Origin of the sequence: Ilumatobacter sp., from assembly GCF_046290335.1 — a bacterium.
GTDB lineage: Bacteria > Actinomycetota > Acidimicrobiia > Acidimicrobiales > Ilumatobacteraceae > Ilumatobacter_A.
Window position 1 is genome coordinate 467,300 of sequence record NZ_JBKAGH010000003.1, and the last position, 24,055, is coordinate 491,354.

A 24,055-nucleotide genomic window follows, 5' to 3' on the forward strand; every position below is an offset into this window, starting at 1 on the left:
TGATCAGCCGTTGTGAGGAAGGTCGCGGAACGGAGTGTTGCGATCGGGGCCGGGCTCCTTGGGGAGACCGAGTGCTCGTTCCCCGATGATGTTCCGCTGCACCTGATCGCTGCCGCCGTAGATCGACGGAGCCGGTGAGAACAGCGCGAGTTCCTGCACCGCGCCGCCACTCGCGCTGTCCGGTCCCACGATGGTGGCCCCTGCCCCGAGAATTCGACACCCGACGTCCCTGGCGAGTCGGGTGATGTCGCTGTTGCGGAGCTTGGCGAGGTTGCCTTCCGCGCCGGTGGCGGCGTTACCGGACTTCATCCGTCGGATGTGCCATCCGGTGATCTCGATCATCGAGTGAAGTCGGATCAGGTCCTGTCGGATGGTGGGGTCGCCGATGCTGCCGTTGTCGAGCGCGAGGACCATCAACTGTCGTACCCGGCCTGGGCCGACCATGCCACCGCCGAGAACGGCGGCGTCGTTCCCGAACGACCCGGCAGACCGGTCGAGGTGGCCGGCGATCGTGCCCGCGATCGCTGCACTCGGAGCGGCCACGTTCTCGCCGCCGATGCCGCTGCGTTCGACCATGAGTGTTGTGTTGGCGACTCGCCATCCGTCGTTGAGGTCGCCGATGATGTGGTCGTGGGGCACGCGTGCCTCGTCGATGAACACTTCGTTGAACAACGCGTGCCCAGTCATCTCGCGTAAGGGCCGAACGTCGACGCCGTCCTGTTTCATCGGGAACGCGAAGTACGTGATGCCTCGGTGCTTGGGGGCATCGGGGTCGGTGCGCGCGATGAGGATTCCGTAGTCGGCCCATTGCCCCATCGACGTCCACACCTTCTGCCCGGAGATGACCCACTCGTCACCGTCGCGCTCGGCGCGCGTCTGCAACCCGGCCAGGTCGGAACCGGCACCCGGTTCGGAGAACAGCTGGCACCATCCGTGTTGCCCGTCGAGGATCTTGGGGACGAACATCTCGATCAACTTCGGTGACCCATGTGCCAACAAGGTCGGCGCGGCGAGCATCATGCCCAGGCCAGAGGGCGGCCCGAGTACACCGCGGGCGATCATCGCTCGGGCGAGGTCACCGGTCTTGGTTCGTTGCCATCCCCGCCCGTAGGGGGCCGGCAGCATCGGGTGTGCGAGTCCGGCGTTGGCGAGGCGTGACCACCATTCACCGACCGGGAGATCGGGATGCCAGTGCTCGTCGAGCCACGATTCGACATCGAAGTCGTCGTGGCCGTCGGGACGGGTCGATGTTGTGCTGTCAGTCATGAGGGTTGCCTCTCGCTCGTGGTGCCATCGATGTCGGTTCGTCGTGGGAGGCCGGGTCGGCCCACACGAGCACGAAGTTCTCGCTGAGCGCCTCGGTGGCCACGGCGAGGCGTTGGCCGATCCGGATCTCGCCAGGTGGTGTTGTCGTCGCGGCGAGCAGGCGCGGGCCTTCGTCGAGTTCGACGAGCAGGGTCGCATATGGTGCGTGCGCTTGCCACCCGGGGTCGAGGCTGCGATGGCTGACGGCGAAGGACAGCACCGAGCCGCTCCCTGTGACCGGTTCGAAGGTTGCCTCGTCGGATTGGCAGGCAGGGCAGAACCGGCGCGGTGGGTGACGCCAGCGCCCGCACCCGGTACACCGTTGGATGCAGAGCAGTTCGGCGGCGATGCATGCGTGATGCCAGTCCAGGACGATCCATTCGGGTGTTGGCACGTAGGTTCTCATCGGTCTCTCCCCAGAATGGCGACGCTGCCGTCGCCGAGGTCGCCGTACCCGGTGACCAAGGCCAGTTCGGCATCGGTCACCTGGGCGTCGGCGGTGCCACGCAGCTGGCGCGAGGCTTCGACGACGTGGTTGAGTCCCCAACAGTGCCCCTGGGAGAGCAGCCCGCCGTGGGTGTTGAGCGGGAACCTGCCGCCGAGCTCGATGTTGCCGTCGGCGACGAACGCAGGGGCTCCGCCGGGCTCGGCGTAGCCGAGCGCTTCGAGTTGGAGCAGCACGACATAGGTGAAGCAGTCGTAGATCTCGAGCACGTCGATGTCGTGGGGCGACACGCCGGCTCGTGCGAAGGCGCGAGGTGCTGCTCGGTGGATGCCGAGTTCGAGGAGGTTGGCGCGGTTTGCGATCTCGTCCGCAGGCTCTGGATGGCCTTCGGCTCCGCCGAGATAGACGATCGGCGGATGCACGAGGTCTCGGGCGCGCTCAAGGCTCGTCATCACGACCGCGGTCGCGCAATCGGTCTCGACGCAACAGTCGAACTTCCGCAAGGGTTCGGCGATGAACGGCGCTGCGTCGTAGTCGGCGCGGCTGAGAGGGGTGCCTCGCATCAACGCCTTGCGGTTGAGCTGCGCATGGTTGCGGCACGCGATTGCCACCGCAGCGGCGGCATCCTCAGTGATGTCGAAGGTCTCCACGTACCGGCGCAGATACAGGCTGTAGTGCTGTGCGGCCGACATCAGCCCATACGGTGCATAGTGGTTTCTGACGGTCTCGCCCATCGGGCCGAGGTTCATCACGCGCTTGGTTGGTCGTGCGTCTGGTTTGGGTCGAAGCGCCGAGTACCCGTTCCAGCCCATGCACACCAGCACGTTGTCAGCGAGACCACCGGCAATCGCCATGGCCGCGGTTTGCAGGGAGGCGGTCGGTGAGGCCCCGCCCATCAGCACCGACACGTGGTAGGCGACGTCGGGTACGCCGAGGTGAGCCGCGATCTCCTCGGTGCTCATGTAGCCCGGCGGCGGGATGATGCCGTTGATGTCCGCTGGCTTCAGCCCGGCGTCGGTGATCGCTTCCATCGCCGCGTCGAGGATGAGATCGCAGACGTGGCGGTCGCTTCCTCGCACGTAGTCGGTCTCGCCGACCCCGACGATGGCCGTGGTGCCCCAGAGCTCAGTGCCCATGAGTCGACCCAGTCACAATCCGTCGCTCGCCTGGTCTCGCAGCCGCTTGTAGTCGACCTTGCCATTCGCCGCACGGCCGATCGTGTCGACCTCGACGATTCGCCGCGGGGCCTTGTAGGCAGCCAGTCGTGCACGGACGTGCTCGATCAACTCGGCCTCGGTCGCGACCACGCCAGGCCGGCGTTCCACCACACCGACGACCATCTCGCCGAACCGATCGTGCGGTACTCCGACGACAACCGCGTCGGCGACCGAGCCGTGGGTCTTGAGGGCCTCCTCGACCTCCTCCGGGAAGATCTTCTCGCCCCCACTGTTGATGCACACCGACCCGCGACCGAGAACCTTCACGGTCCCGTCAGCGTCGATGGTCGCATAGTCGCCTGGGCACGAGTAACGCTTGCCGTCAACGATGATGAACGTGCGAGCCGACTTCTCCGGGTCCTTGTAGTACCCGATCGGCTGGCGGCCGCCGACAGCCAACCGACCGATCGTGTCGGAGCCCGGCTCGACACTCTGCCCGTCGTCGTCGACGACGATCGTGTTGACGCTCGCCTGGAAGCGAGCCGTCTTCGCCGCCGCGCCACCGCCCGACACCGACTGCCCCATCCCCAACGCCTCCGACGAGGAGAACGCGTCCATCAACAGCATCTTCGGTTGATGGCCCAGCATGCCCTGCTTGGTTTCCTCGCTCCACATGACCCCCGACGACACGAACGCCATCACCGAGTCGAGTGACCAACGATCCGGGTCGGCGTCGAGCGCGGCCAGGATCGGTTTGGCGAACGCATCGCCGACGATGGCGATGACGTTGACCCGTTCACGGTCGATCGTGTCGAGGAGTTCGCCCGGATCGAAGTGGCGGGACTCGAGACACACGATGGAGCCGCCGGATGTGAGAGCACCGAACGCAGTGAGTGCGCCGGTGCCGTGCATGAGCGGACATGCCGGCATCTGGACGGGGCCGGGTCGCGTGAGCGCGCCGGCGACGAAGTCGGGGTCGTAGGTTTCGGGGACGCTGAGCCCGAGACCGCTGCTCAACACGACGATCAGGTCGTCCTGTCGCCACATCACGCCTTTCGGCATCCCGGTGGTGCCGCCCGTGTAGAGCATGTACAGGTCGTCACCACTGCGCTCGACCCGGTCGACTACCGGCTGACCCGCGGCGCCAGCGGCTTGCTCGTACGGGGTGGCCCACTCGGGACAGTCTCCCGAGCCGTCGTCGACCCACAACCACGACGCCACGCGGGGCACTCGCGCGCGGATGGCTTCGATCGTGTCGGCGAAGGTGCCGTGGAAGATCACAGCGACAGCGTCGGCGTTGTCCCACAGGTAGACCAGTTCGTCTGCTGCGTACCGGTAGTTGGTGTTCACCGGGACCAGCGCTGCCTTGTAGCAAGCGAACACGGACTCGAGGTACTCGGGGCAGTTGTACAGGTACTGCGCCACCTTGTCCTGTCGCTGAGCACCCCGGTCGAGGAGGAACGTGGCGAGGCCTTCGGCTCGTCGTTCGGCCTCCGACCACGTCACTGTGCGACTGCCCTGCTTGGCGAACGGCGCGTCGGGGAGCTGTGCCGCGGCCGTCTCCCAGATCTCCGCGAAGGTCCACCCCGACACGTCACTCACCTCCGTCGACCGCTGCAGGTGCCTCACCCGACGGAGGCCACGGCTCGACGCCGTCCTCGAGGGGGACGTCGAGGGACCGCAGCAGTGCGGAGAACATCCGCCAGTTACCGATGGCAGCAACCAGTTCGACGAGGACGGCGTCGTCGTCGAAGGCTGCACGGCAGGCGCTCCACGTTTCGTCGGTGATCGTGCCGTGCTGCAACGTGTCATCCGTGGCTGCCAGCACAGCCCGCTCTGCGTCGCCAAAGTGCTCGGAAGTACGCCAGTCGCGTACCGCGAGCAGATCTCGTTCGGGCACATCGAGCAGGCGTGCGACTCGCCAGTGTTGCGTCCACTCGTACACCGAGCCTGTCGACCATCCGATCCGCATGATGATCAGCTCGCGCAGCCTGGCGTCGAGCACGCCCTTCCACAGCAGTTCGTGCAACATGTTGCTCAAGCCGGCGGCGACGCCAGGCTGATGCAAGGCGATCCGGAACACGGACAGCTCGGCCATCGTGTCCGGAATCCCGCGTGTGGCAGCTCGGCGCTTGGCCTCATCGATGTCGAGCATTGCGATCCGTGATCCGGTGGACATGAGCTGCACTCCTTCAATCAGGCTGTGTACGGTCGAGGATTCTTCAAGCGGACGGCGAGAACACGCCGTGCAACGGTGGGATGGCGTCACGGTCGGCGCCTGACAGCGTGTCCAACAACGCCGAAAGGTCACCGAAGCCGGCCACGCGGCGAGAGAGATCGGCAAACGGCCAACGGCCGGCGACGAGCAGATCGATGGCCGCGCGATAGGCGTGGAAGTCGACGCCGAGCGACCCCATGATCCGCAGCTCCTTGTAGACGAGATGGTCGGGCTCGAATCCTGGCGCACCACCGCCGCCACGTGTCCCCGCGACCACGATCGTCCCACCTGGGCGAGCCAGGGCCACAGCCTGGGCGAAGGCGGCGGGTGCCTTCGCGGTGACGTCGACGACGACGTCCGCGAGACCACCCGTCGCTCGTTTGAGCGCGGCCGTTGGATCGTCGACGGCCACATCGATGGCCAGGTCGACACCGAATCGATGAGCGATGTCGAGACGGTCACGATCGCGAGGGCCGAGACCGGTCAGCGCCACGAACGACGCACCCGCCTCTTTCGCAGCAACGGCGGCACAGAGACCGCGGATGCCCGGGCCGAGGACGACAACGACATCACCGGATTTCGTTTCAGGGATCGTCGCTCCCCAACGGATACCTGCACCAAGCGGGTTGAACACAGTTGCCAGCACCGGGTCGAGCGAGTCGGGGATCGGGAGCAGCATCGCATCGGACGGCAGGTGGAGATGCGTCGCATACCCGCCCCACAAGCCCGGTGCGATCTGGGCGTCGACGAAGCCGAACATCGTGGCGAGCCCGTTACGGACGCAGCGCCGGTACTCGCCGCGTGCGCACGGCTCGCATTGCCGGCATGAGCGGAACACCTCGACGGCAACCCGGTCGCCTGCTCCGACGTTCCATCGCCCGGCGGCGGTGTCGCCGATCTCGTCGATGATGCCGACGATCTCGTGACCGGGGATGAACGAGAACGGGGCGGCGATGTGTCCGCTGTACTGCTCGTGATCGGTGCCACACAGACCGCAGGCCTCGATGCGGAGCCGCGCGGTGTCGGCGGTGACGTCGGGGAGGTCGAACGTTCGACGCTCGAGCGTGTTCGGTCCGGTGAGCACGAGCGCTTCGGCTGTTGGGTTCATCGAAGTTCGAACCTCGCATGATCATGGGATGGCTTCAGGTCGATCTCGTGGCCGACGAACATGCCGCCTGACATCGCGGCTGCGAGATCCGGGTCGTCGCTGCGAGCAACGACACGGTGCCCGTCCGGTGTGCTGGCGAACACCGGGACCGACGCCGGCCCGGTGTCGCGATCGTGCACCACCGTGTACCCGTCGATCCGAGCGACCCCTGCTGCGGCGCTCGCCTCGACGACGTGGAGCGCGGTCGAGTCGATGGACGCCTGTGTGCTCGACATGTCGGGCGCCTGCCAGCCCTTCGGTGGGGGAGCGGCGGACCACAACCCGACCGAGTGCTTGGTGATGTACCAACCGAGCCCGGACACCATCCCGACGCCCTTCGGATCCGCCCGGCACCGTCGGGCCATTTCGACGATCGAGTGGCTGACATAGTTGTTGCCCGGACCACCGTGGTAGGGCAGGCCACCCGTGACGGTGAACCCGCGCGGATCTGTCGCCTCGAGCCCGAGCGCGTCGACCGCGGCTTCGACGGCTGCCGGAAAACACGAGTAGAGATCGAACCAGCTCACGTCGTCGAGGCCGATGCCTGCCGCGGCAAGCACCCTTGATCCTGCGGCCCGGATACCGGCGGAGCGCGACAGGTCGGGTCGTTGCACCGGGAAGTAGACGTCGTTGCACGTCGCGCTGGCCCAGCTGAACACCCAACGATCGCGAGGAATCTGCAGATCCTGCGCGACTTCGGCGGCCATGATCACGAACGCTGCGGCCATGTCGACGGTGAGGATGCTGTTGAGCAGCTTGGTGTATGGCTCGCACACCATCCGGTTGTCCGCGGTGACCGTCGACAGCTCCTCTGGTGTGCGCTCGGTCGGGAACCATGCGTGGTCGGGGTGGCGCGCCGCCTCGGTGGTGAACGGTGCCATCAGCCGGCCGAGCCACACTCGCTGCTCGTCGAGCGTGCGTCCGGCTCGTGCGGCCATTGCAGATTCGAAGATCGGGTACACCTCGTGTGGCCAGTGCAGTCCTGCGCCCATCTCGATCGCGCTCAACCCGGGACGGGCATCGCCCAGGGTTTCGTCGTGACCTTCGACCGGGCCTGCCACCGGAAGCGTGCCGGCGGCGCGGCCGCGACGTGCCGAATTGCCGGCCTCGGCACCCACGATCAAGGCGGCATCGACCTGCCCGCACATGATGTCCTGGCCCAGCATTCCGGCGAGGTACTGCGGGGTGTTCCCACCCACCGGGCAGCTGATCCGCCGGTGTGCCCGAAGGCCGGCCGCCTCTGCGATCCGGCTCGCCGGGTGATCGCGGCCGATCATCAGAATGCCGGGTGTGGCCACGGTGTCGATGCGGTGCCCGATCGGCACGCCCGCATCGGCAAATGCTCGGCGGGTCGCTTCGGTCGCGAGCTCGATGGGGTCGACCACGGTCGCGGAGCGGTTGGTGACCTCTCCGACAGCGACGAGTACCGGGGTTCGTGGGTCGATGGTCATCGTCTGGTGGCGCGCCCGTTCGAGACGACGACGTTGTCGCGCTGCGTGCGAGCTTCGACGATGGCGTGATCACCTTCGTCCCAGATGCGGGTGACGATGGTGTCGCCCGGCCACACCTGATCGGCGAAGCGGCCCTCGATCGATGCGAACCGGCCGACGTCGCCATCGCACCACGCGGTCAGCACGCTGTGGCCAACGGTGCCGAACGTGCACAGTCCGTGGTTGAACGGGCCGGGGAACCCGGCCTTGGTGGCGAAATCGGGGTCGATGTGCATCGGGTTCATGTCGCCGGAGAGCCGATAGATCGCAGCCTGTTCGGGTCTGGTCTCGCGTTCGACGACGACATCGGGATCTCGTGCCGGTGCGGCGTTCGAGGCGGCAGAGCCGCTCGGGCCTCGCTCGCCTCCCCAGCCGCCGCCACCGAGCACGAACAGACTGGCACGGACGGCGAAGAGGGGTCCCTCGGTGTCGTAGCCGATGCCTTCGAACTCGATGACGGCGGCCTTGCCCTTGTCCCAGACCGCAGCGATCCGACCTTCGACGGTCACCTCGGCAGCGGCGGGTAGTGGGCGATGAGTGGTGACGGACTGTTCTCCGTGCAGCAGGGCCGCGAGGTTGATGTCGATTCGTTGCATCGCCGACCCCATCGCCCGCAGGCCGGGAATCACGGCGAACGTCGGCACGACCTTCGGTCCGCGGCCTTCGTAGATGAAATCGAGGTCGTCCGGTGGCCGGCATCCGATACCGAGCGCGTACAGCATCGTGTCGCGGTTGGTCCACGAGTGACTGATCGGGTCGATCGAGAGTCCGACCAGGTCGCCGTTGATGGGCAGTTTGTTCATCGATTCAACCTTCTGTTCGTTGGAGGATGTGGACGACGCACACCGACCCCGCCCCAGCCATGTGGCACAGACCGGTACGTGCCCGTTGCACTTGGCGGGCGCCGGCCTCGTGACGGAGCTGCAGGGTCGTCTCGTGGATCTGGGCGAGACCGGTGGGTCCGCCCGGGTGGCCGCGGGCGGTGAGACCGCCATCGGTCGAGAATGGGATCCGCCCGCCGAGACGGGTTGCACCCTCAGCGACGAGTCGGTCTCCTTCGCCGTCGCCGCAGATCCCCAGCAACTCGTAGTAGACGAGTTCCTCGACGGGAAACGCGTCGTGCACCTGAACGAGATCGAGATCGTCGGGTCCCACGCCCGCCTGCTCGTAGGCATCGCCGGCCGTGTCGCGAGTCATCTGTGCCGGGCCGATGACGGCGCCGAGGAAGACGTGGCCATCGGTGTAGGTCTCGGAGCGCTGTTGCGAGGCGGTGACGCGGACCAGTGCGCGCCCCGAGCTGAGGCGTTCGGCGACTTCTCGTGTCGCGACGATCGCCGCTGCTGCGCCTCCGCCGGCGGCGCACGCCATCATCGAGGTGTGCGGATAGGAGATCATCGTCGATCCGAGCACCTCGTCGATGGTGACCTCGTGATCGGCCTGGCGTTGCGCGAGGGGATTGGCGCGTGCATGGTTCCAGTTCTTCGCGGCGATGGCGGCGAACGTCTCAGCAGTTGTTCCCACGTCGTGCATCCGCCGTGTCGCCCACATCGCGAAGAACGCGGCCGGAAGCATCACGTCTTCGGCTCCCATACGACGTCCACCGCTGCGTCCGAGACCGCCCATGCGGTTCATGTCGTCGAAGCCGAGCGCCATCGCGACGTCGACGCGGCCTCCCGCAACCGCGTGGACTGCTTCACCAAAGGCGCATGATCCGGTCGCTGAGGCGTTCTCGACGTGGGTGACCGGGATGCCGGTGAGTCCGAACTCTTTCGCGATGCCGACCCCGCTCGTGAGTCCGCCGCCGAGGTACCCGTTGTAGAGGGCGCCGACTTCGGGAAAGCCGATCCCTGCATCGTCGAGGGCTTGCATGCCAGCCACGTCGGCCATCGCGGCTGAGGCGAGGCGTTCGTTGTTGAAGCGGTGCATTCCGACACCGATCACGTACACGTCGCGGGCGAGTTTCGTTGCCATCAGCGCACCGCTTCGAAGCGGAAGGTGACGAGGTCATTGCCGTCGTCATCGCGGCCGACCGGGAACGTCGTCAGACCCATCGGCGAACCGATCTGCCAGTCGTCGGTGGTACCGAGCAGCGGCGTCTGGATTCGAACCCCTTCCGGGAGATCGATCTGCCCGACGCCGTAGCCTCCGGTGTCGCCGAAGGAGATGCTTCCCATGCGCGGGACATAGAGGAACGTCCACGCATACAGCACACCCTCGGGGCTCAAGTCGACATCTGTCACGGGGGTCCGTGTCACGGGGCAGCGCAGGCGTCGCGGCCAGAAGTACAGACCTGACTCGGGCGCATGGGATCCGAGCAAACGAGGACGGGTCTCGTCGCCTTCAGCGAGACGGAACAGTCGAGGATCGGTGGGCACCTGGATCGCTCCCACGTAAGTCAGCCCTCGCCCCGGCGGCCGAACTTGGACATCGTGTCCGCGACGGAGGTGGCCATCGATGCCGGGGCCGACCGGTCATCCAACAGGGCTGGTGCCAGATCGATCAGATCGGCGACCGAGAAGCGGCCGGCTGTGGTCAGGATCCGCTCCTCACTCAGGCTCCATCCCGAATACAAGCCAACCTCGTTGCCGCCGACGTGGAACACGCCTCCGGTGAAGGGGCAGTCGGCGGTCGCGAGGTACGCGACCAAAGGTGAGACGTTCCCGGGATGGAACAAATCGAACGACTCGTCAGCTGGTGGACCGACGAGATCCCCGACGCCGGGTGTCTGCAGGGTCAAACGGGTTCGTGCGAGCGGTGCGAGACAGTTGGCGCGGACCCCGTACCGGCCGAGCTCCATCGCTTCGACCAGCGTCATCGCTGCGATCCCGGCCTTCGCGGCGCTGTAGTTGGTCTGTCCGGGGTTCCCGAGCATCGCCCCGGAGGCGGTGTTGATCACGCTCGCCTTGACCGTCTCCCCGGATTTGGCTCGCTCGCGCCAGTGAGCAGCGGCCCAACGTGTCGGCGCGACGTGACCCTTCAGGTGGACGGCGATCACGGCGTCCCACTCTGCTTCCTCGAGATTGACGAGCGACCGGTCGCGAAGGATGCCGGCGTTGTTGACGAGCACGTCGAGTCGACCGTACGCGTTGGTCGCGTCGAGCACGAGTTGCTGAGCTCCGGTCCAACTCGTCACTGAGTCCGTGTTCGCTATCGCCTCGCCGCCCGCAGCTCGGATCTCGTCGACGACCTCGTGCGCTGGGCCAGCGTCTTCGCCGGAGCCGTCGATGGCTCCGCCGAGGTCGTTGACCACCACTCGGGCGCCTTCGGCCGCGAGGAGCAACGCATGTTCGCGTCCAAGTCCGCGACCGGCGCCGGTCACTACGCACACCCGCCCATCGAGCAATCCCATCATCGACCCCCAAGCCCCGTTGATCCCCTGTCCTCTGCTCGCGCCGTCGTCTGATGACGGCCGACAGCATGAGACAACATCGACATCATGTCACATATCATCCGTGGATTCGTAGTCGTAGGAATCCAGCTCTCTCATCCGGCGTGTGTCCACGGATGGCGGACGGAGCCCGAGCAACGCTGATCCAGCAGAACGTGTGCAGCCGTCCGTGCGTGAGACATACTGGGAACCGTGACGAATGCATCGCTTCGATGGGGGGCCGTGGCCCCGAACGATCCCGACACGGCCCGGGATCGCCTGCTCGACGCTGCAGAGGCTTGCTTCGAACGATCCGGGATCTCCAAGACGACTGTCGAGGACATCGCCAAGCAGGCCAGTGTCTCGCGGGCGACGGTGTACCGGTACTTCGCAGGTCGAGATGCCGTCGTGTCGGGAGTCATCCTGCGCGCAACCGAGCGATACCTCGACCGGGTCCGTGGGCGAGTCGAAGCTCAACCGGATCTGGGCAGCTCGATCCTGGAGTTCGTCGAGGTGACGATTCGCGCCGCACATCGCGACGAAACGATTGCGTTGTTGTTCAAGAGCGACGACAGCCTCAACAGCGTGGGGATCATCCAAGGCACCTCGGTCGCGCTGTTCGAGATGGTGGCTGAATTTCTCCGCCCACTGTTTGTCGCGCATTCGAGCCAGCACAGGCCGGGGTTGCCGATCGATGATGCGACAGAGTGGATCCTTCGTTGCATCCTCAGCCTGCTGACGGTCGGAGGTCCCAAACGTCGCAGCCGCGACGGGCTCGACACCTACCTTCGTCGATTTCTGCTCCCACCCATCATCGCCGAATCATGACTGGCGAACGGGAAAGTCATGGTTTGGTGGCCGACCATCGGACAGGAATCGCGCGAGGTCCCCGCACCTGACCGCCTGTCCACGTCACCGCGGCAGGATCTGCGAGCTCGAAGGTCGGGATGCGGGTGAGCCACTCCTGAATGGCCACCCTCAGCTCCATCCGTGCCAGGTTGGACCCGAGGCAACGATGAATACCCGAGCCGAACGCGACGTGACGATTGCGCTCACGATCGATGATGAACTCGTCGGGGTTCTCGAACTGTGCCGGGTCGCGGTTGGCGGCCGGGAACGACATCAGCACCTTGTCGCCCGGCTTCATCGGGCACCCCGCGACATCGACGTCGGCGATGACCTCTCGCGCCATGGTCACCGGGCTGTAGACGCGTAGGAGTTCCTCGACGGCGGAGTCGATGAGGTCCGGCTCGGCGCGGAGTCGTGCCTGATCCTCCGGGTGGGTTGCGAGGTGCCACAACGACGAACCGATCGCACTCCAGGTGGTATCGATGCCCGCGAGCAGCAAGAGGAAACAGGTTCCCAGGAGGTGGCGCCGGTCGAGCGGCTCTCCATCGATCTCGGTCTCCACCAGGAGAGTGATGAGGTCGTCGGGCCGCTGATCGGCGGGCAGTGCTGCCCGTTCGTCCACGCGTGCGCCGAAGTACTCCAACGTCTCGATGATCGCATCGAGGCTCTTCTGAAGATCGTTGAAGCCCTCCTGGAGGATGCGAACCGCCCAGTTCGTGAACATCTCCTCGTCGGCAGCGGGCACGCCGAGCATGTGTGCGATGACCCGCACCGGGATGTGTTGCGCATAGTCCCGCGCCGCATCCGCCTGGCATCCGGCCGCGATCGAGTCGAGCAGCTCCCGGGCAAGGCTCTGGGTGATGGGCGTCATCGTCTCGATTCGCCCCGGCGCAAATGCCGGAAGCAGGATCCGTCGCGCCCAGGTGTGTTCCGGAGGATCCGATGTGATCGGCGGGGCCGTCAGCAGCGGCCGTCCCTCCCGTTCGTTCTCTGGCAGATCGACGACACCGATCCGCCTCGACGAGAAGTGATCGGTGTCATGAGCAACCGTCGAGATGTCGTCGTAGTTGACCGGCATCCAAGCGCGCCCACGGCGCTCAGAGAAGGCGACCGGGCAGCCGTCGCGCAGTTCGCGCCACACGCCGAAGGGGTCGGCGACGTACCGCGGATCGAGAATGTCAAGATCGCGACCCCAGTCCGTGGTGGGCGAGATCGGGAAGTCGCCGGCGGTGCGTTCGGTCATGAGTGGCTCCGATGGTGGTGGGTGGTGTTCGTGCAAGTCCGACTCGCTCGATGAAACACAACTCTACTAGTGTCTCATCCACAAAGTCGAGACGAGGATCGCGGAGGTTGTCTGATGGAGTTTGAACTGTTCGACGAGCGAACGGCCGAGCGGATGCTCGGTGCTGCCACGGCGACCGGAGGAATCTCGACATATCTCGACTTCCGGCACGCTGCGCTCACTGCCGGCCGGCTCGAGGCCGAGATGGATGCCCGACAAGATCTCCTGACCCCCTTCGGCAACCTTCACGGTGGCTGCCTCTCGGCGTTCGTCGATCACTGCCTCGGCGTGGTGTTCTACCCAGTGATCCCCAAGGGCGCCTGGGTGGCAACCACCGAGTTCAAACTCAACCTGCTCCGACCGGTGTCGTCGGGAGTGTGCGTCGCTGTCGCCGAGATCATCTCGCTCACGAAGCGCAGCGGAGTCGCCCGCATCGACATCACCAACAACGACAAGGCTGTCTGCGCCGCCCAAGGCACCGTCACCATCGTTCTCCCGAAGGCCTGATCACCTTGAAAACACCGATCACCGAACTACTCGGGTGCGAATTTCCGATCCTCGCCTTCAGCCACTGCCGAGACGTTGTGGCCGCCGTGTCTCGTGCCGGCGGCTTCGGTGTGCTCGGAGCGGTTGCTCACAGCCCGGAGCAACTCGAGATCGATCTTGCGTGGATCGACGCCGAGGTTGGAAGCCGTCCCTACGGCGTCGATCTCCTGCTGCCACAAAAGTACGTTGGTGCCACAGAAGGCGGTCTCGATCGAGACGAACTACGCCAACTGCTTCCGCCCGCACATCAGGCGTTCGTCGACGACATCCTGCAGCGTTTCGGTGTCCCCGACCTCCCCGAAGGTGAGCGACCGCGTGGCATGAGCATGAACGTGTCTCCGGCCGGCTACGAGCCGCTGCTCGACATTGCGTTCGCACACCCGATCAGACTCATCGCATCTGCACTCGGCCCGCCTCCCGCAGACGTGATCGACCGAGCTCGTGCAGCCAACGTCAAGGTCGCCGCGCTCGCCGGCACGACGGCGCACGCGGTCAAGCATGCCGAAGCAGGGGCCGACATCATCGTCGCCCAAGGCTCCGAGGCGGGAGGGCACACCGGCGAAGTGGGGACCATGGTGCTCGTCCCCGAGGTCGTCGACGCCGTCTCACCCGTGCCCGTGCTCGCCGCGGGCGGCATCGCGTCCGGGCGACACATGGCCGCAGCGATGGCATTGGGGGCAGCGGGGGTCTGGACGGGTTCAGTCTGGCTCACCACCGCCGAGGCAGAAACCGAACCGGTGGTCAAACAGAAGTTTCTCGCTGCAACGTCGAGCGACACCGTTCGTTCGAGATCGATCACGGGCAAGCCTGCGCGAATGCTGCGCACCCCGTGGACCGACGAATGGGAACGCGAGGACTCACCGAAGCCGCTACCGATGCCCCTTCAACCGCTGCTTGTCGGCGCTGCACTGAACCGCATCAACCGGTCGGCCACGACGCCCGGCTCCGGCGCGCACGAACTCGCCACCTACTTCGTCGGACAAGTCGTCGGCTCGATCAACACCGTCCGTCCCGCCGACCGGGTCGTACTCCAGATCGTCGAAGAATTCATCGACACCCTCACCGCTCTCTCGGGTCATCTCGACGCCTGACATCGAGGTCTCCACTCCGCCATCGCCGCACCGGTCGACGGCGATAGGAGGCGCGGGTGAACCTCGGCGGAGTCACGCCACTGCGGCGACGGCGCTTTCGTCTCGCTTGGCCTGCTGGCAGGTAGGTGAGAACGTTTGCGCCGAGCTCGAGATAGCACGCTCGGTCAACAGCAGCTGTCGCCGATGCCCGAACCCTTCACTGGGTCGGCCTCCGGTCGCATCGTCATCATCGGCGGGAGCGAGGACGTGTGGGACCTTCTACGGACCTCCGCACTCGAACCCGCCCGAGCTGTCAGCGTGTCGTCTCGGGACTCGAGCCGTCGAGAAGTGCGCCCAGCCGCTGCTCGATGTCGACTGGCGCACCCGCGGCGATGAGGTACGCGGCGACGGTGCCGTGGCGCAGCCGAATATCCTGGAGAACCTGTGCCAGGGCCGCGGGCTCGAGCGCGAACGCGGCGGCCGGGATGTTCGGAATGTCGTCGCCGACGAGTCGGGCCATGACGCGGTCACGCAGCGTAGCGAGACCCGCTGCCGACTCCCGATAGTCGGCCAGAACTGTCTCGTCGGGAACGCCGAGCATGGCGAGCAGCACACCAACCACGATTCCGGTGCGGTCCTTTCCGGCGGTACACGAGACGACCGTTGGCAATCGATCTGGGTCGGCGAGCAATGTCAACACGGCGGCGATCTCGTCCGAGTGTTCGAACGCGATCGCCTCGTACATCGACGTCAAATCGAGCGACCCATCGTTCGCCTTCTCGCGAATCAACGCGCCGTCGAGCACCGGGAGATGCACGACCTCGCCGACATCAGCGAGGTCGTAGCGTCCCATGCGGTCCTGCTCCATCGACGTCCGCAGGTCGACAATCGTCCGGATCCGCAGCGTCTCACGCAAGAGAGCACGGTCGCGCTCGGTGACGAAGCAGAGCGAGTCACTGCGGTACACCAGCCCAGGCCTCAATTTGAGTCCGTCTGCGGTGACGTAACCACCGACATCGCGGAAGTTGCTCAGCGCCTCGAACATGTGACAAGTCTGTCAGCCGACAAGTCACCACCAATGAGGCTGGTGGTGAACGTCCGATGAACGCTCAGCTCGCGTCACTCGATCCGATGGAAGGTTGCTTGCGGCCGCTACACGTCAGCCCACTCACGTCGTCAGGACCTCGCCGCGGCGTCGTTGCCGTGTTTTCGTCGTCGAAGGGCCAGCAGCGTGCCAGCAGGACGCGCCCACCAGTGCATCCTCGCGTGGTGGCGCAGTTCGGGACGATCTCTGTCCGTACAACAGGCGTACAACACGACGAGCACCAACGGGCTCCTACCAACGCATACGACGAAGCGACGCACCGGTCCCCGATTTGCTCCTTCATCAGGGAGAACGCCGATGAGCGCCGACCAGCTCCCACGGCCGTCGGTGCACTCATAACCCGAAGGTCGCAGGTTCAAATCCTGCCCCCGCCACCAATTGGAAACACCAGCTCAGAGGCCCTTTCCGGATTGCCGGGAAGGGCCTCTGGCGTTGCAATCCGCCTGTTCGTACAACATCGGTACAACAGATTTGACCTTCGGGTTCGATCCCGAAGGTCACGTCGGCGCATTGACAGCCGGCGCAATATCGAGGCGGAATTCACGTGGCAACATTCGGGGTTGCGTATGTCATCATCCAATGTCGATAATGATCACTATGGCTGTGACTGCGAGCTCTGTCGACCTGAGTGTGGCTGCCCGGTTGTTCCACGGGTTGAGTGATCCGACGCGGTTGTCGATCCTGTTGGCGCTGTTGGACGGGGAACGTCGCGTGACGGATCTGGTGGCGGCGGTGGGGTCGTCGCAGTCGAACGTGTCGAACCATCTGGCCTGTTTGCGTGAGTGTGGGCTGGTGGTCGATCGGCCGGCGGAGCGTCGGCAGGTGTTCTATTCGATTGCCCGGCCGGAGCTGTTCGAGGTGTTGGCGGCGACGGAGCGGCTCCTGGCCGAGGCGGGCCACGAGGTGCGACTGTGCACGAACCCGCTGATGGAGACCGGTTGTGGGGAGGACTGTGATGGGTGACGCCTGCTGCGGTTCGGTGACACCGACCTCGGGCGGTGCCGATGTCGCGGACGAGCGCGATGGGCGGTGGAGGACCGGTGCTGCGGCGGTTGCGGCTGTGGCGTGGTTGGTCGGGATCGTCTTCGAGCTCACCAACGCTGAGGCCGCCGCGTCGGCGGCGTTCGTGGTGGCGATCGTGGCCGGCGGGGCGACGTTCGTGCCCGGCGCGGTGCGTGGCCTGACCAGCGGGCGGTTGGGTGTCGGTTTGTTGATGTCGATCGCACTCGTGGGTGCGGTGGTGCTCGGCCAGTTCGGTGAGGCGGCGTCGCTGGCGTTCTTGTTCTCGATCTCCGAGGCGTTGGAGGAGTGGGCCGTCACCCGCTCTCGTCGCGGTTTGCGGGCGGCGCTGTCGCTGGTGCCTGACACGGCACGGGTGCGACGTGGTGCATCCACGGTCGAGATTGCGTCGGCCGAGTTGCGGGTTGGTGATCGGATCGTGTTGTGGGCGGGTGAACGGCTGCCGACCGACGGGGTCGTGGTCGAGGGCCGCTCGAGTGTCGATGTGTCGGCGGTGACCGGCGAGTCGATGCCGGTCGATGTCGAGTTGGGCAGTGTGGTGTTGGCGGGCAGCATCAATGGTGGCGGTGTGTTGGAGATCGAGGCGACGGCGCCGACGGCTGACAGCACGCTGGCACGTGTGGTGCGAGCGGTCGAGGAAGCACAGGACCGTAAGGGCCGCGCGCAGCGGCTCGCCGATCGGATCGCCCGTCCGCTGGTGCCAGGGATCTTGATCATTGCCGCCGCGATCGCGGTCGTCGGGTCGGCGTTGGGTGATCCGGCCGTGTGGGTCGAACGAGCGCTCGTGGTCTTGGTCGCGGCGTCGCCGTGCGCATTCGCGATCGCGGTGCCGGTCACCGTGTTCGCCGCGATCGGCGCCGCGACCGAGGCCGGTCTGGTGATCAAGGGTGGCGCCGCGCTCGAGGCGCTCGGCACCGTGCGCGTGGTCGCGCTCGACAAGACCGGGACGCTCACACGGAACCGGCCCACGGTGATCGACGTCATCACCGCCGCCGGCACCGACCGGGCGACGGCGGTGTCGTTCGCTGCTTCGCTGGAAGCATCGAGCGATCACCCGCTGGCCCGAGCGATCACTGCGGCGTCGAACTCGTTTGCCGCGGCGACGGGCGTTCATGCGGTTGCGGGGCACGGCATCACCGGCACCGTCGAAGGCCGGGCGGTACGAGTCGGCAAACCCGGGTTCATCGACGCAGCGACACTCGCCGCTGACGTGTCCCGACTGCAGGCAGGTGGCGCGACAGCGGTCCTCGTCGAGGTCGACGGCGACACGATCGCTGTCATCGGTGTCCGTGACGAACTGCGCCCGGAAGCCGCCGAGGTCATCGCAGCGCTCCACCGTCGCGGGGTGCGGGTGGCGATGCTCACCGGCGACAATGCCGCCACTGCCGCAGCCCTCGCCGCGCAGGCGGGCATCGACGACGTCCGAGCCGAACTTCTCCCCGCCGACAAAACTCGCGCCGTCGAACAACTCGCCGCGCACGGCGGGGTGGCGATGGTCGGCGACGGGATCAATGACGCACCCGCACTCGCCACAGCGCAAGTCGGCATCGCGATGGGCGCCGCAGGGAGCGACGTCGCGATCGAAGCCGCCGACATCGCGATCATGGGCGACCGGCTCACCCACCTCCCCGACGTGCTCGACCATGCCGTCCGAACCCGGCGAATCATGATCCAGAACCTCGTCCTGTCCGGGTTGATCATCGCCGTGCTCATCCCGATCGCTGCGTTCGGCTGGCTCGGCCTCGGTGCCGTCGTCGCCACACACGAGATCGCCGAGATCGCCGTCATCGCCAACGGCCTACGCGCCCGCCGCCGCCTCCACCGCCATGCCGCCAGCACCCATGTCACCGCATCCGAACAGGAGGTCGTCCATGCCTGAACCGTCTCGCCGCCAGCCACCAACCGAGCTCGCCCGGCTGATCGACGACGCCATCACCGCCGCCCGCACCGGCAACGACGCGTGGCCAGCGCTCGAGCGGGCCCACATCGCGTCGCAACCCTGGGCGTGGCCCCACACACGCGTCCACGCCGCGATGCTCCGCCTCGCATGGCGCAAACGCGATCGACGCGAGGTCACCGGACAACTGATCCGACTCGTCGTTGCCGGACCCGGCTCACTCGCCAACCGCTACCCGCCCGGCAACAACGGACGCACCACGATGGGCCTCACCGAGCACGGCCCCATCCCCGACAACCTCGCCGACCTGCTCGACCGATGACCGCCCCAACGTCGCGTCGAATTCGGCGAGCCACTTCCTGCGTCGCGGGCGCCGCGTTGCTGCTCGCGGCATGCGGTGGTGGAGACGACGAGGAGACCCTCGTCGGGTACCGGATCGAACCACTCCGCAACGTCGCCGACTTCACCGTCGAGGCCGCATCCGCCGGCAACGAACCGTTCCCGATCCGCGCCGACCCGGGCCGTCTGCTCGTGGTGTTCCTCGGGTTCACGAACTGTCCCGATGCCTGCCCGACCGCGCTCGCCGAAGTCCGCCAGGCCATCGACCGACTCGGCGACGACGCTGAACCGATCGACGTCGCGATGCTCACCGTCGACCCGACCCGCGACACCCCCGATGTCCACACTTCCTACGTTCGCGGGTTCGTCGACCACGGGATCGCACTCCGCACCGACGACACCGACGAACTCCGCCAGATCGCTGACGCGTTCGGTGCGACCTACGACACCGCACACGACCACACCGGCGCCACCACAGACGTCGGACACACCGACCAGACCTACCTCGTCGACACCAACGGCGACATCATCGTCACCTGGACCGCCGACATGACCACCGATGACCTCGAACACGACCTGCGCATCGTTCTCGACGAGCTACACCAAGGAACCACCCCATGACTCGACGCTCCCGCGCCCACCTCGCCGGCATCGCACTCGCCGCCATCGTCACGCTCACCGCCGCAGGCTGCGCCGACGGTGACACCACCGCCAACCCGGCAGGCCTGCCCGACTCGTCGCTGGCGGGTGACGCGACGCTGACCGGCTTCGTGTTCGACGTGCACCGGGATCCCGGTTGAGGCTGCTGCACCTCGTGGGTCGTGTACCTGCGAACGCACGGCGCGACGGTCGACGTCACCGATGACCCCGAACGCGCCACCTACCGCACCGAACTCGGCATCGACGACCAGGTGGCGTCCTGCCACACCGCGGAGGTAGACGGCTACGTCATCGAAGGCCACGTCCCGGCCGAAGCGATCCAACGACTCCTCACCGAACGACCCGACGCCATCGGCCTCGCCCTGCCCGGCATGCCCGTCGACTCGCCCGGCATGGGCGGCGACTCAGATGAGTGGGCGAATCAACCCGTCGTCCTGGTCAACACAGATGGCTCACTGTCCGACTGGGACTGGTAACTCGAGCTCGCAAGCCAATTTTGGTCCCGGCCGGCATCGTTCGGGCTGGAGCACCTCGTCGCCGGGGCGCCTCCCGTACAACAGTCGTGCAACACGACGAGTACCAACGGGATCCCACCAGCGCATACGAAATGCCTGAGGCTGGGCTGAATCGTTGCGTGAGCAGGAAGAACGCCATGAGCGCCCACGAGGTCCCACAGGCGTTGGTGCACTCGCTGACCCGAAGGTCAGGTGGTCGGACCACGCGGAGCAGGACTACGAGCCGACGTCGGGCCGGGCCACCCCGATCGCCTGCGCAACGAAGGCCTTGTGGATGGCGATGGCGGCAGTGGAGCGATCGGCTGCGGCGAGCGCTACCTGATGTGGCGTGGGCGGCGGGGCGATGTACGCCGGCGGCCCACACGAGCGGGTGGCCGGTGGCGCTCGGCAAGGTCGCACTCCAAACCCAACCTGCGACAGTCGCCAGGTTCTCCGGTCTCTGGGTCGGGTCGCGGATGGGCACACTGCTCCAACCGCCGATCCCGAACCCGCATCGCGCCCAACTCGTCGCACTCTGGTCCAGCCTCGCCGTCATCGCCGGATTCAGCATCTATCAGCTCCATCACCGGGAGCGTCTGCTGATGGCGCTCTGTGCACACTGACGCCGATGTCCTACTCCTGCGCTTCAGGCACGCGAAACAGAGGTTGGTCAGCCGGGCTGGCAGCGCCTGATTCCCCGCATGCACGGCTCGATCGACTGGACTGCAACACCCACAGGGCCGCTCCGGCGCAGATCGCGACGTCGGCGAGGTTGAAGGTCGGCCAGAAGCTGGTGTGGAGCATGTCGACGACCGAGCCGTTGTGCGTCCGGTCGATGAGGTTGCCGAGTGCGCCGCCCAGTATCAGGCTGGCTGGCAGCGGGGGTGCCGATCCGCGAGCGGCTGCGACGACCAGGGCCACGGCGACGAGGGCGGTGAGGATCACGATGACAGCGACGGGTACGTCAGTGAGGAAACTGAACGCAATGCCCCGGTTGTAGCCGAGCCGTAGGTCGAGCGGACCTGGCAGATCCTTGGGATCATTCCGCAGCGCTCCACTTGCCCACACTTTGCTGGCGAGATCGACAACGGCGACGGTGAGCGCGATCGCTGCGAATCGGTACCACTGTCGGGATGTCATCTAGCGCCTCGCAAGCCGTAGGCCGTTGCTGATGACGATCAGCTCGGAGAGCTCGTGGGCGAGAACTGCCACCGGCAAGGTGAGCGCGCCGACCAGCGCACCGGGAACGAGCACGGCAAGGATCGCGATGCTGAGGATGAGGTTCTGGCGAACGATCGTCCTGGTGCGCTTGCCGATCCGAAGCGCTTCGGTGAGCTTGGTCAAGTCGTCGGCCATCAGCGCCACGTCGGCGGTCTCGAGGGCGACGTCGCTGCCCGCGGTCCCCATCGCGATGCCGACCGACGCGGCGGCGAGCGCCGGCGCGTCGTTGACCCCATCGCCAACCATGCCAACCCGCCCGTACTGGGCGGTGAGTTCACGCACGATCGTCGACTTGTCCTCGGGAGACAGCTCGGCTCGGACCTCGTCGATGCCGACGCTGCGGGCGATCGCATCGGCGGTCAGCTGATTGTCACCGGTCAGCATCACGATGTGGCCCAACCCAATGCGGTGCAGGTCGGCGACGGCCGCTGCGGCCTGGGGCCGGACCACGTCGGCGCTACCAAGGACCCCGACGGCGACCCCGTCCGACGCGACGACAACGGCGGTCTGACCTGCCGCCTGGAGTCGCGGGATCAGGTCGTCGAGCGCACCGTCGTCGATACCGCGCTTCGCGGCGAAGCTCGGCGAGACGACCATGACCTCGCGACCGTCGACGGTTGCGACGGCACCGGCGCCGGTCAAGGCTTGGAACTCGGTCGCCGTCGGAATCGCGAGGCCGGCGCCGTGGGCGTGGGCGAGCACGGCGTGCGCCAGCGGATGTTCCGAGCGCTGTTCGACGGCAGCAGCGATCGACAGCAACTGGTCGTCGCTGTGGCCGTTCAGCGCCTCGACGGTGACGACTGCAGGCTTGCCCTGGGTGATCGTGCCGGTCTTGTCCACGGCGAGCACCCGCATCTGGGCGAGCTCCTCGAGGTAGATCCCGCCCTTGATGAGGATGCCCTTGCGGCTGGCGTTGCCGATCGCGGCGACGTACGAGATCGGGATCGCGATCACCAACGCGCACGGTGCTGCGGCCACCAGCACGGTCGCCGCCCGCTCCAGCCACTTCGACCAATCATCCGTGGCCAGACCACCAACGAGCGCGACGAGTACACCGAGGGCGAGCACCGCCGGCGAGTACACGCGCGCGAACCGAGACATGAACTGTTCGCCGCGACCTTTCTCCTCCTGCGCCTCGGTGACCAGATGCACGATGCGGGCGAGGGTGTTGTCCTCGGCGGTGGCCGTTGCTTCGGCCACGAACGATCCGGTGGCGTTGAGCGTCCCGGCGATGACCTTGCTGCCGACGCTCTTTTCGATCGGCACCGACTCGCCCGTCACCGCGGCTTCGTTGACCGCCGATTGGCCCTCGATCACCACGCCGTCGGTGGCGATGCCCTCGCCGGGACGAACCACGAAACGGTCGCCGACGCGCAACTCGTCGAGATCGATCTCTTCCTCGCGCCCGTCGACCAACCGATTGACACGCTTTGGGGCCAGGTCCATCAGCGCTCTGATCGCACCGCGTGTGCGGTCCTCGGTGAACTCCTCGAGCGCTTCGCTGATCGAGTACAGAAACGCCAACGCAGCGGCTTCTTCCCACAGACCGAGCGCGCCGGCGGTGAGCGCTGCCACCGTCATCAGCAGTTCGATGTCGATCTCGCGCTCTCGCCACAGCCCCCTCAGTGCCTCGAGCGCGAAGTAGCGCATGCCAGCGAGCATCGAGGCGACGAAGACAGCGGTCAGCCACCAACCATGCGCGTCACCGACCTGTTCGGCGACGAAGCCGACAGCCAACAGGACGCCCGACAGGGCTGACCATCGCACCGCCGGGCTCTGCCACAGACGCTCGGGCGACTCGCCCTCGTCGCGGTCGTCGGCGTCGCGGTCGTGCAACTGGGTCACGACTTCGTCTCGAAGTTCGAACACAGCTCGATCGCCTGGCCAGTCACAGCCAGTAGTGCCTCCGCCGATCGCAGCACGTCGTACACCTCCGGATGGGCGATCCGGTAGAACACCTGCCGGCCTGCCGGTCGGTCGACGACCAGGCCGCACTCCTTGAGGCAGGCCAAGTGGCCCGAGACGTTGCCCTGTGAACCGTCCAACGCGTGCACCAGATCCGTGACGCGACGCTCGCCGTCCGCGAGATGGAGGAGAATGGCGAGACGCGTGCGATCGGCGAAGCCGTTGAACAGCTTGCTGGCGACCTGTACATCCGGCACCGTGGAAGTGCGTGTGGGCATCCGCAAAGTATCGCCAGTCACCGATACATCTGTCAACACCGATGATAGAGGGTGAGCGCGATGTCGAACGTCGAAGCCGGCTTCCGTAGATCGGCCCGGGCTCCTTCGTCGGCCGCTATCCACCGGGCGGTACCAGGAACCGAACCGGCACCACTTCCGGCCGAGATCGAACAGGTCCTCGAACCATTCAAGTCGCCAGGTTGACCGGCCCCGGCCCGACTGGGTCGGAGTGCCCTATCGCCGAGCGGCTCTTCGTCGCA

26 protein-coding genes are annotated in these 24,055 nt (G+C 66.4%); 10 read left to right on the forward strand and 16 right to left on the reverse strand.

All coding sequences use genetic code 11. The annotated features are described in order from the left end of the window. Nucleotides 1–3: 3 nt before the first annotated feature. The 11 genes from ACE37B_RS14740 to ACE37B_RS14790 form a co-directional block, all read right to left on the reverse strand. Nucleotides 4–1,266: an acyl-CoA dehydrogenase family protein gene (locus ACE37B_RS14740; protein WP_409924080.1), complete on the reverse strand. Its 1,263-nt coding sequence runs from the start codon at nucleotides 1,264–1,266 to the stop codon at nucleotides 4–6. Continuing rightward, nucleotides 1,259–1,711 carry a Zn-ribbon domain-containing OB-fold protein gene (locus ACE37B_RS14745; RefSeq protein ID WP_409924081.1) on the reverse strand — a complete coding sequence of 151 codons (453 nt, stop codon included), beginning with the start codon at nucleotides 1,709–1,711 and terminating at the stop codon, nucleotides 1,259–1,261. The genes ACE37B_RS14740 and ACE37B_RS14745 overlap by 8 nt, the downstream gene beginning before the upstream one ends. Then, on the reverse strand, nucleotides 1,708–2,886 hold the full coding sequence (locus ACE37B_RS14750; RefSeq protein WP_409924082.1) for a thiolase C-terminal domain-containing protein: 1,179 nt from the start codon (nucleotides 2,884–2,886) through the stop codon (nucleotides 1,708–1,710). Before ACE37B_RS14750 ends, ACE37B_RS14745 begins: the two co-directional genes overlap by 4 nt. A 12-nt stretch (nucleotides 2,887–2,898) precedes the next feature. Then, nucleotides 2,899–4,509: an acyl-CoA synthetase gene (locus ACE37B_RS14755; protein WP_409924083.1), complete on the reverse strand. Its 1,611-nt coding sequence runs from the start codon at nucleotides 4,507–4,509 to the stop codon at nucleotides 2,899–2,901. After that, a complete protein-coding gene (locus ACE37B_RS14760) occupies nucleotides 4,502–5,086 on the reverse strand; it encodes a carboxymuconolactone decarboxylase family protein (RefSeq protein WP_409924084.1) in 585 nt (194 codons plus the stop codon). Before ACE37B_RS14760 ends, ACE37B_RS14755 begins: the two co-directional genes overlap by 8 nt. 43 nt (nucleotides 5,087–5,129) lie before the next feature. Next, nucleotides 5,130–6,233, reverse strand: coding sequence for a zinc-dependent alcohol dehydrogenase (locus tag ACE37B_RS14765; RefSeq protein ID WP_409924085.1), 1,104 nt, complete (start codon nucleotides 6,231–6,233; stop codon nucleotides 5,130–5,132). Beyond that, entirely contained in the window at nucleotides 6,230–7,723 is a 1,494-nt protein-coding gene (locus ACE37B_RS14770; RefSeq protein WP_409924086.1) for an acetyl-CoA acetyltransferase, read from the reverse strand. Before ACE37B_RS14770 ends, ACE37B_RS14765 begins: the two co-directional genes overlap by 4 nt. After that, on the reverse strand, nucleotides 7,720–8,565 hold the full coding sequence (locus ACE37B_RS14775; protein WP_409924087.1) for a MaoC/PaaZ C-terminal domain-containing protein: 846 nt from the start codon (nucleotides 8,563–8,565) through the stop codon (nucleotides 7,720–7,722). Before ACE37B_RS14775 ends, ACE37B_RS14770 begins: the two co-directional genes overlap by 4 nt. A 4-nt stretch (nucleotides 8,566–8,569) precedes the next feature. Beyond that, nucleotides 8,570–9,733 (reverse strand): thiolase family protein, encoded by a 1,164-nt coding sequence (locus ACE37B_RS14780; RefSeq protein WP_409924088.1) that lies wholly within the window; start codon nucleotides 9,731–9,733, stop codon nucleotides 8,570–8,572. Beyond that, on the reverse strand, nucleotides 9,733–10,002 hold the full coding sequence (locus ACE37B_RS14785) for a Zn-ribbon domain-containing OB-fold protein (protein ID WP_409924089.1): 270 nt from the start codon (nucleotides 10,000–10,002) through the stop codon (nucleotides 9,733–9,735). The genes ACE37B_RS14780 and ACE37B_RS14785 overlap by 1 nt, the downstream gene beginning before the upstream one ends. Nucleotides 10,003–10,157: 155 nt before the next feature. Continuing rightward, entirely contained in the window at nucleotides 10,158–11,111 is a 954-nt protein-coding gene (locus tag ACE37B_RS14790; protein ID WP_409924343.1) for an SDR family oxidoreductase, read from the reverse strand. Between the two features lie 231 nt (nucleotides 11,112–11,342). On the opposite strand from ACE37B_RS14790, the gene ACE37B_RS14795 reads away from it, so the two are divergent. Continuing rightward, on the forward strand, nucleotides 11,343–11,957 hold the full coding sequence (locus ACE37B_RS14795; protein ID WP_409924090.1) for a TetR/AcrR family transcriptional regulator: 615 nt from the start codon (nucleotides 11,343–11,345) through the stop codon (nucleotides 11,955–11,957). A gap of 16 nt (nucleotides 11,958–11,973) precedes the next feature. On the opposite strand, the gene ACE37B_RS14800 is transcribed toward ACE37B_RS14795, so the two are convergent. Next, nucleotides 11,974–13,221, reverse strand: a complete 1,248-nt coding sequence (locus ACE37B_RS14800) for a cytochrome P450 (protein WP_409924091.1) — start codon at nucleotides 13,219–13,221, stop codon at nucleotides 11,974–11,976. A 114-nt stretch (nucleotides 13,222–13,335) separates the two neighbouring features. Between ACE37B_RS14800 and ACE37B_RS14805 the strand changes: the two genes are divergently transcribed. Together ACE37B_RS14805 and ACE37B_RS14810 are read left to right on the forward strand one after the other, a co-directional pair. Then, complete coding sequence (locus ACE37B_RS14805; protein ID WP_409924092.1) at nucleotides 13,336–13,767, forward strand: PaaI family thioesterase; 432 nt, start codon at nucleotides 13,336–13,338, stop codon at nucleotides 13,765–13,767. A 5-nt stretch (nucleotides 13,768–13,772) separates the two neighbouring features. After that, nucleotides 13,773–14,897, forward strand: a complete 1,125-nt coding sequence (locus ACE37B_RS14810; RefSeq protein WP_409924093.1) for a nitronate monooxygenase — start codon at nucleotides 13,773–13,775, stop codon at nucleotides 14,895–14,897. A 292-nt stretch (nucleotides 14,898–15,189) separates the two neighbouring features. Here ACE37B_RS14810 and ACE37B_RS14815 read toward each other — a convergent pair whose 3' ends face one another. Further along, nucleotides 15,190–15,921, reverse strand: coding sequence for a tyrosine-protein phosphatase (locus tag ACE37B_RS14815; RefSeq protein WP_409924094.1), 732 nt, complete (start codon nucleotides 15,919–15,921; stop codon nucleotides 15,190–15,192). A gap of 657 nt (nucleotides 15,922–16,578) precedes the next feature. On the opposite strand from ACE37B_RS14815, the gene ACE37B_RS14820 reads away from it, so the two are divergent. The 7 genes from ACE37B_RS14820 (at nucleotide 16,579) to ACE37B_RS14850 (ending at nucleotide 21,014) form a co-directional block, all read left to right on the forward strand. After that, entirely contained in the window at nucleotides 16,579–16,944 is a 366-nt protein-coding gene (locus tag ACE37B_RS14820; protein WP_409924095.1) for an ArsR/SmtB family transcription factor, read from the forward strand. Continuing rightward, complete coding sequence (locus ACE37B_RS14825; RefSeq protein WP_409924096.1) at nucleotides 16,937–18,880, forward strand: heavy metal translocating P-type ATPase; 1,944 nt, start codon at nucleotides 16,937–16,939, stop codon at nucleotides 18,878–18,880. The genes ACE37B_RS14820 and ACE37B_RS14825 overlap by 8 nt, the downstream gene beginning before the upstream one ends. Next, nucleotides 18,873–19,220, forward strand: a complete 348-nt coding sequence (locus ACE37B_RS14830) for a DUF3703 domain-containing protein (RefSeq protein ID WP_409924097.1) — start codon at nucleotides 18,873–18,875, stop codon at nucleotides 19,218–19,220. Before ACE37B_RS14825 ends, ACE37B_RS14830 begins: the two co-directional genes overlap by 8 nt. Continuing rightward, nucleotides 19,217–19,858, forward strand: a complete 642-nt coding sequence (locus tag ACE37B_RS14835; protein WP_409924098.1) for an SCO family protein — start codon at nucleotides 19,217–19,219, stop codon at nucleotides 19,856–19,858. The genes ACE37B_RS14830 and ACE37B_RS14835 overlap by 4 nt, the downstream gene beginning before the upstream one ends. Further along, entirely contained in the window at nucleotides 19,855–20,037 is a 183-nt protein-coding gene (locus tag ACE37B_RS14840; protein WP_409924099.1) for a hypothetical protein, read from the forward strand. Before ACE37B_RS14835 ends, ACE37B_RS14840 begins: the two co-directional genes overlap by 4 nt. A gap of 21 nt (nucleotides 20,038–20,058) precedes the next feature. Then, nucleotides 20,059–20,373 (forward strand): DUF411 domain-containing protein, encoded by a 315-nt coding sequence (locus ACE37B_RS14845; protein ID WP_409924100.1) that lies wholly within the window; start codon nucleotides 20,059–20,061, stop codon nucleotides 20,371–20,373. A 494-nt stretch (nucleotides 20,374–20,867) separates the two neighbouring features. Next, nucleotides 20,868–21,014 (forward strand): hypothetical protein, encoded by a 147-nt coding sequence (locus ACE37B_RS14850; RefSeq protein WP_409924101.1) that lies wholly within the window; start codon nucleotides 20,868–20,870, stop codon nucleotides 21,012–21,014. Nucleotides 21,015–21,024: 10 nt separating this feature from the next. Here the strand turns inward: ACE37B_RS14850 and lspA are convergent, their stop codons facing one another. Genes lspA through ACE37B_RS14865 form a run of 3 tightly spaced genes read right to left on the reverse strand, consistent with a single transcriptional unit; the run spans nucleotide 21,025 to nucleotide 23,795 of the window. After that, nucleotides 21,025–21,531 (reverse strand): signal peptidase II, encoded by a 507-nt coding sequence (lspA, locus tag ACE37B_RS14855; protein WP_409924102.1) that lies wholly within the window; start codon nucleotides 21,529–21,531, stop codon nucleotides 21,025–21,027. Continuing rightward, nucleotides 21,532–23,481, reverse strand: a complete 1,950-nt coding sequence (locus ACE37B_RS14860) for a heavy metal translocating P-type ATPase (protein ID WP_409924103.1) — start codon at nucleotides 23,479–23,481, stop codon at nucleotides 21,532–21,534. Then, complete coding sequence (locus ACE37B_RS14865; protein ID WP_409924104.1) at nucleotides 23,454–23,795, reverse strand: ArsR/SmtB family transcription factor; 342 nt, start codon at nucleotides 23,793–23,795, stop codon at nucleotides 23,454–23,456. Before ACE37B_RS14865 ends, ACE37B_RS14860 begins: the two co-directional genes overlap by 28 nt. Nucleotides 23,796–24,055: the final 260 nt, after the last annotated feature.

Excerpts from the sequence above, each read along its gene's own strand:
- ACE37B_RS14740 (WP_409924080.1), bottom strand. The coding sequence starts at position 1,266 with ATGACTGACAGCACAACATCGACCCGTCCCGACGGCCACGACGACTTC.
- ACE37B_RS14745 (WP_409924081.1), bottom strand. The coding sequence starts at position 1,711 with ATGAGAACCTACGTGCCAACACCCGAATGGATCGTCCTGGACTGGCAT.
- ACE37B_RS14750 (WP_409924082.1), bottom strand. The coding sequence starts at position 2,886 with ATGGGCACTGAGCTCTGGGGCACCACGGCCATCGTCGGGGTCGGCGAG.
- ACE37B_RS14760 (WP_409924084.1), bottom strand. The coding sequence starts at position 5,086 with ATGTCCACCGGATCACGGATCGCAATGCTCGACATCGATGAGGCCAAG.
- ACE37B_RS14765 (WP_409924085.1), bottom strand. The coding sequence starts at position 6,233 with ATGAACCCAACAGCCGAAGCGCTCGTGCTCACCGGACCGAACACGCTC.
- ACE37B_RS14770 (WP_409924086.1), bottom strand. The coding sequence starts at position 7,723 with ATGACCATCGACCCACGAACCCCGGTACTCGTCGCTGTCGGAGAGGTC.
- ACE37B_RS14775 (WP_409924087.1), bottom strand. The coding sequence starts at position 8,565 with ATGAACAAACTGCCCATCAACGGCGACCTGGTCGGACTCTCGATCGAC.
- ACE37B_RS14780 (WP_409924088.1), bottom strand. The coding sequence starts at position 9,733 with ATGGCAACGAAACTCGCCCGCGACGTGTACGTGATCGGTGTCGGAATG.
- ACE37B_RS14790 (WP_409924343.1), bottom strand. The coding sequence starts at position 11,111 with ATGGGATTGCTCGATGGGCGGGTGTGCGTAGTGACCGGCGCCGGTCGC.
- ACE37B_RS14800 (WP_409924091.1), bottom strand. The coding sequence starts at position 13,221 with ATGACCGAACGCACCGCCGGCGACTTCCCGATCTCGCCCACCACGGAC.
- ACE37B_RS14805 (WP_409924092.1), top strand. The coding sequence starts at position 13,336 with ATGGAGTTTGAACTGTTCGACGAGCGAACGGCCGAGCGGATGCTCGGT.
- ACE37B_RS14815 (WP_409924094.1), bottom strand. The coding sequence starts at position 15,921 with ATGTTCGAGGCGCTGAGCAACTTCCGCGATGTCGGTGGTTACGTCACC.
- ACE37B_RS14820 (WP_409924095.1), top strand. The coding sequence starts at position 16,579 with ATGGCTGTGACTGCGAGCTCTGTCGACCTGAGTGTGGCTGCCCGGTTG.
- ACE37B_RS14825 (WP_409924096.1), top strand. The coding sequence starts at position 16,937 with ATGGGTGACGCCTGCTGCGGTTCGGTGACACCGACCTCGGGCGGTGCC.
- ACE37B_RS14830 (WP_409924097.1), top strand. The coding sequence starts at position 18,873 with ATGCCTGAACCGTCTCGCCGCCAGCCACCAACCGAGCTCGCCCGGCTG.
- ACE37B_RS14835 (WP_409924098.1), top strand. The coding sequence starts at position 19,217 with ATGACCGCCCCAACGTCGCGTCGAATTCGGCGAGCCACTTCCTGCGTC.
- ACE37B_RS14840 (WP_409924099.1), top strand. The coding sequence starts at position 19,855 with ATGACTCGACGCTCCCGCGCCCACCTCGCCGGCATCGCACTCGCCGCC.
- ACE37B_RS14850 (WP_409924101.1), top strand. The coding sequence starts at position 20,868 with ATGGGCACACTGCTCCAACCGCCGATCCCGAACCCGCATCGCGCCCAA.
- lspA (WP_409924102.1), bottom strand. The coding sequence starts at position 21,531 with ATGACATCCCGACAGTGGTACCGATTCGCAGCGATCGCGCTCACCGTC.
- ACE37B_RS14865 (WP_409924104.1), bottom strand. The coding sequence starts at position 23,795 with ATGCCCACACGCACTTCCACGGTGCCGGATGTACAGGTCGCCAGCAAG.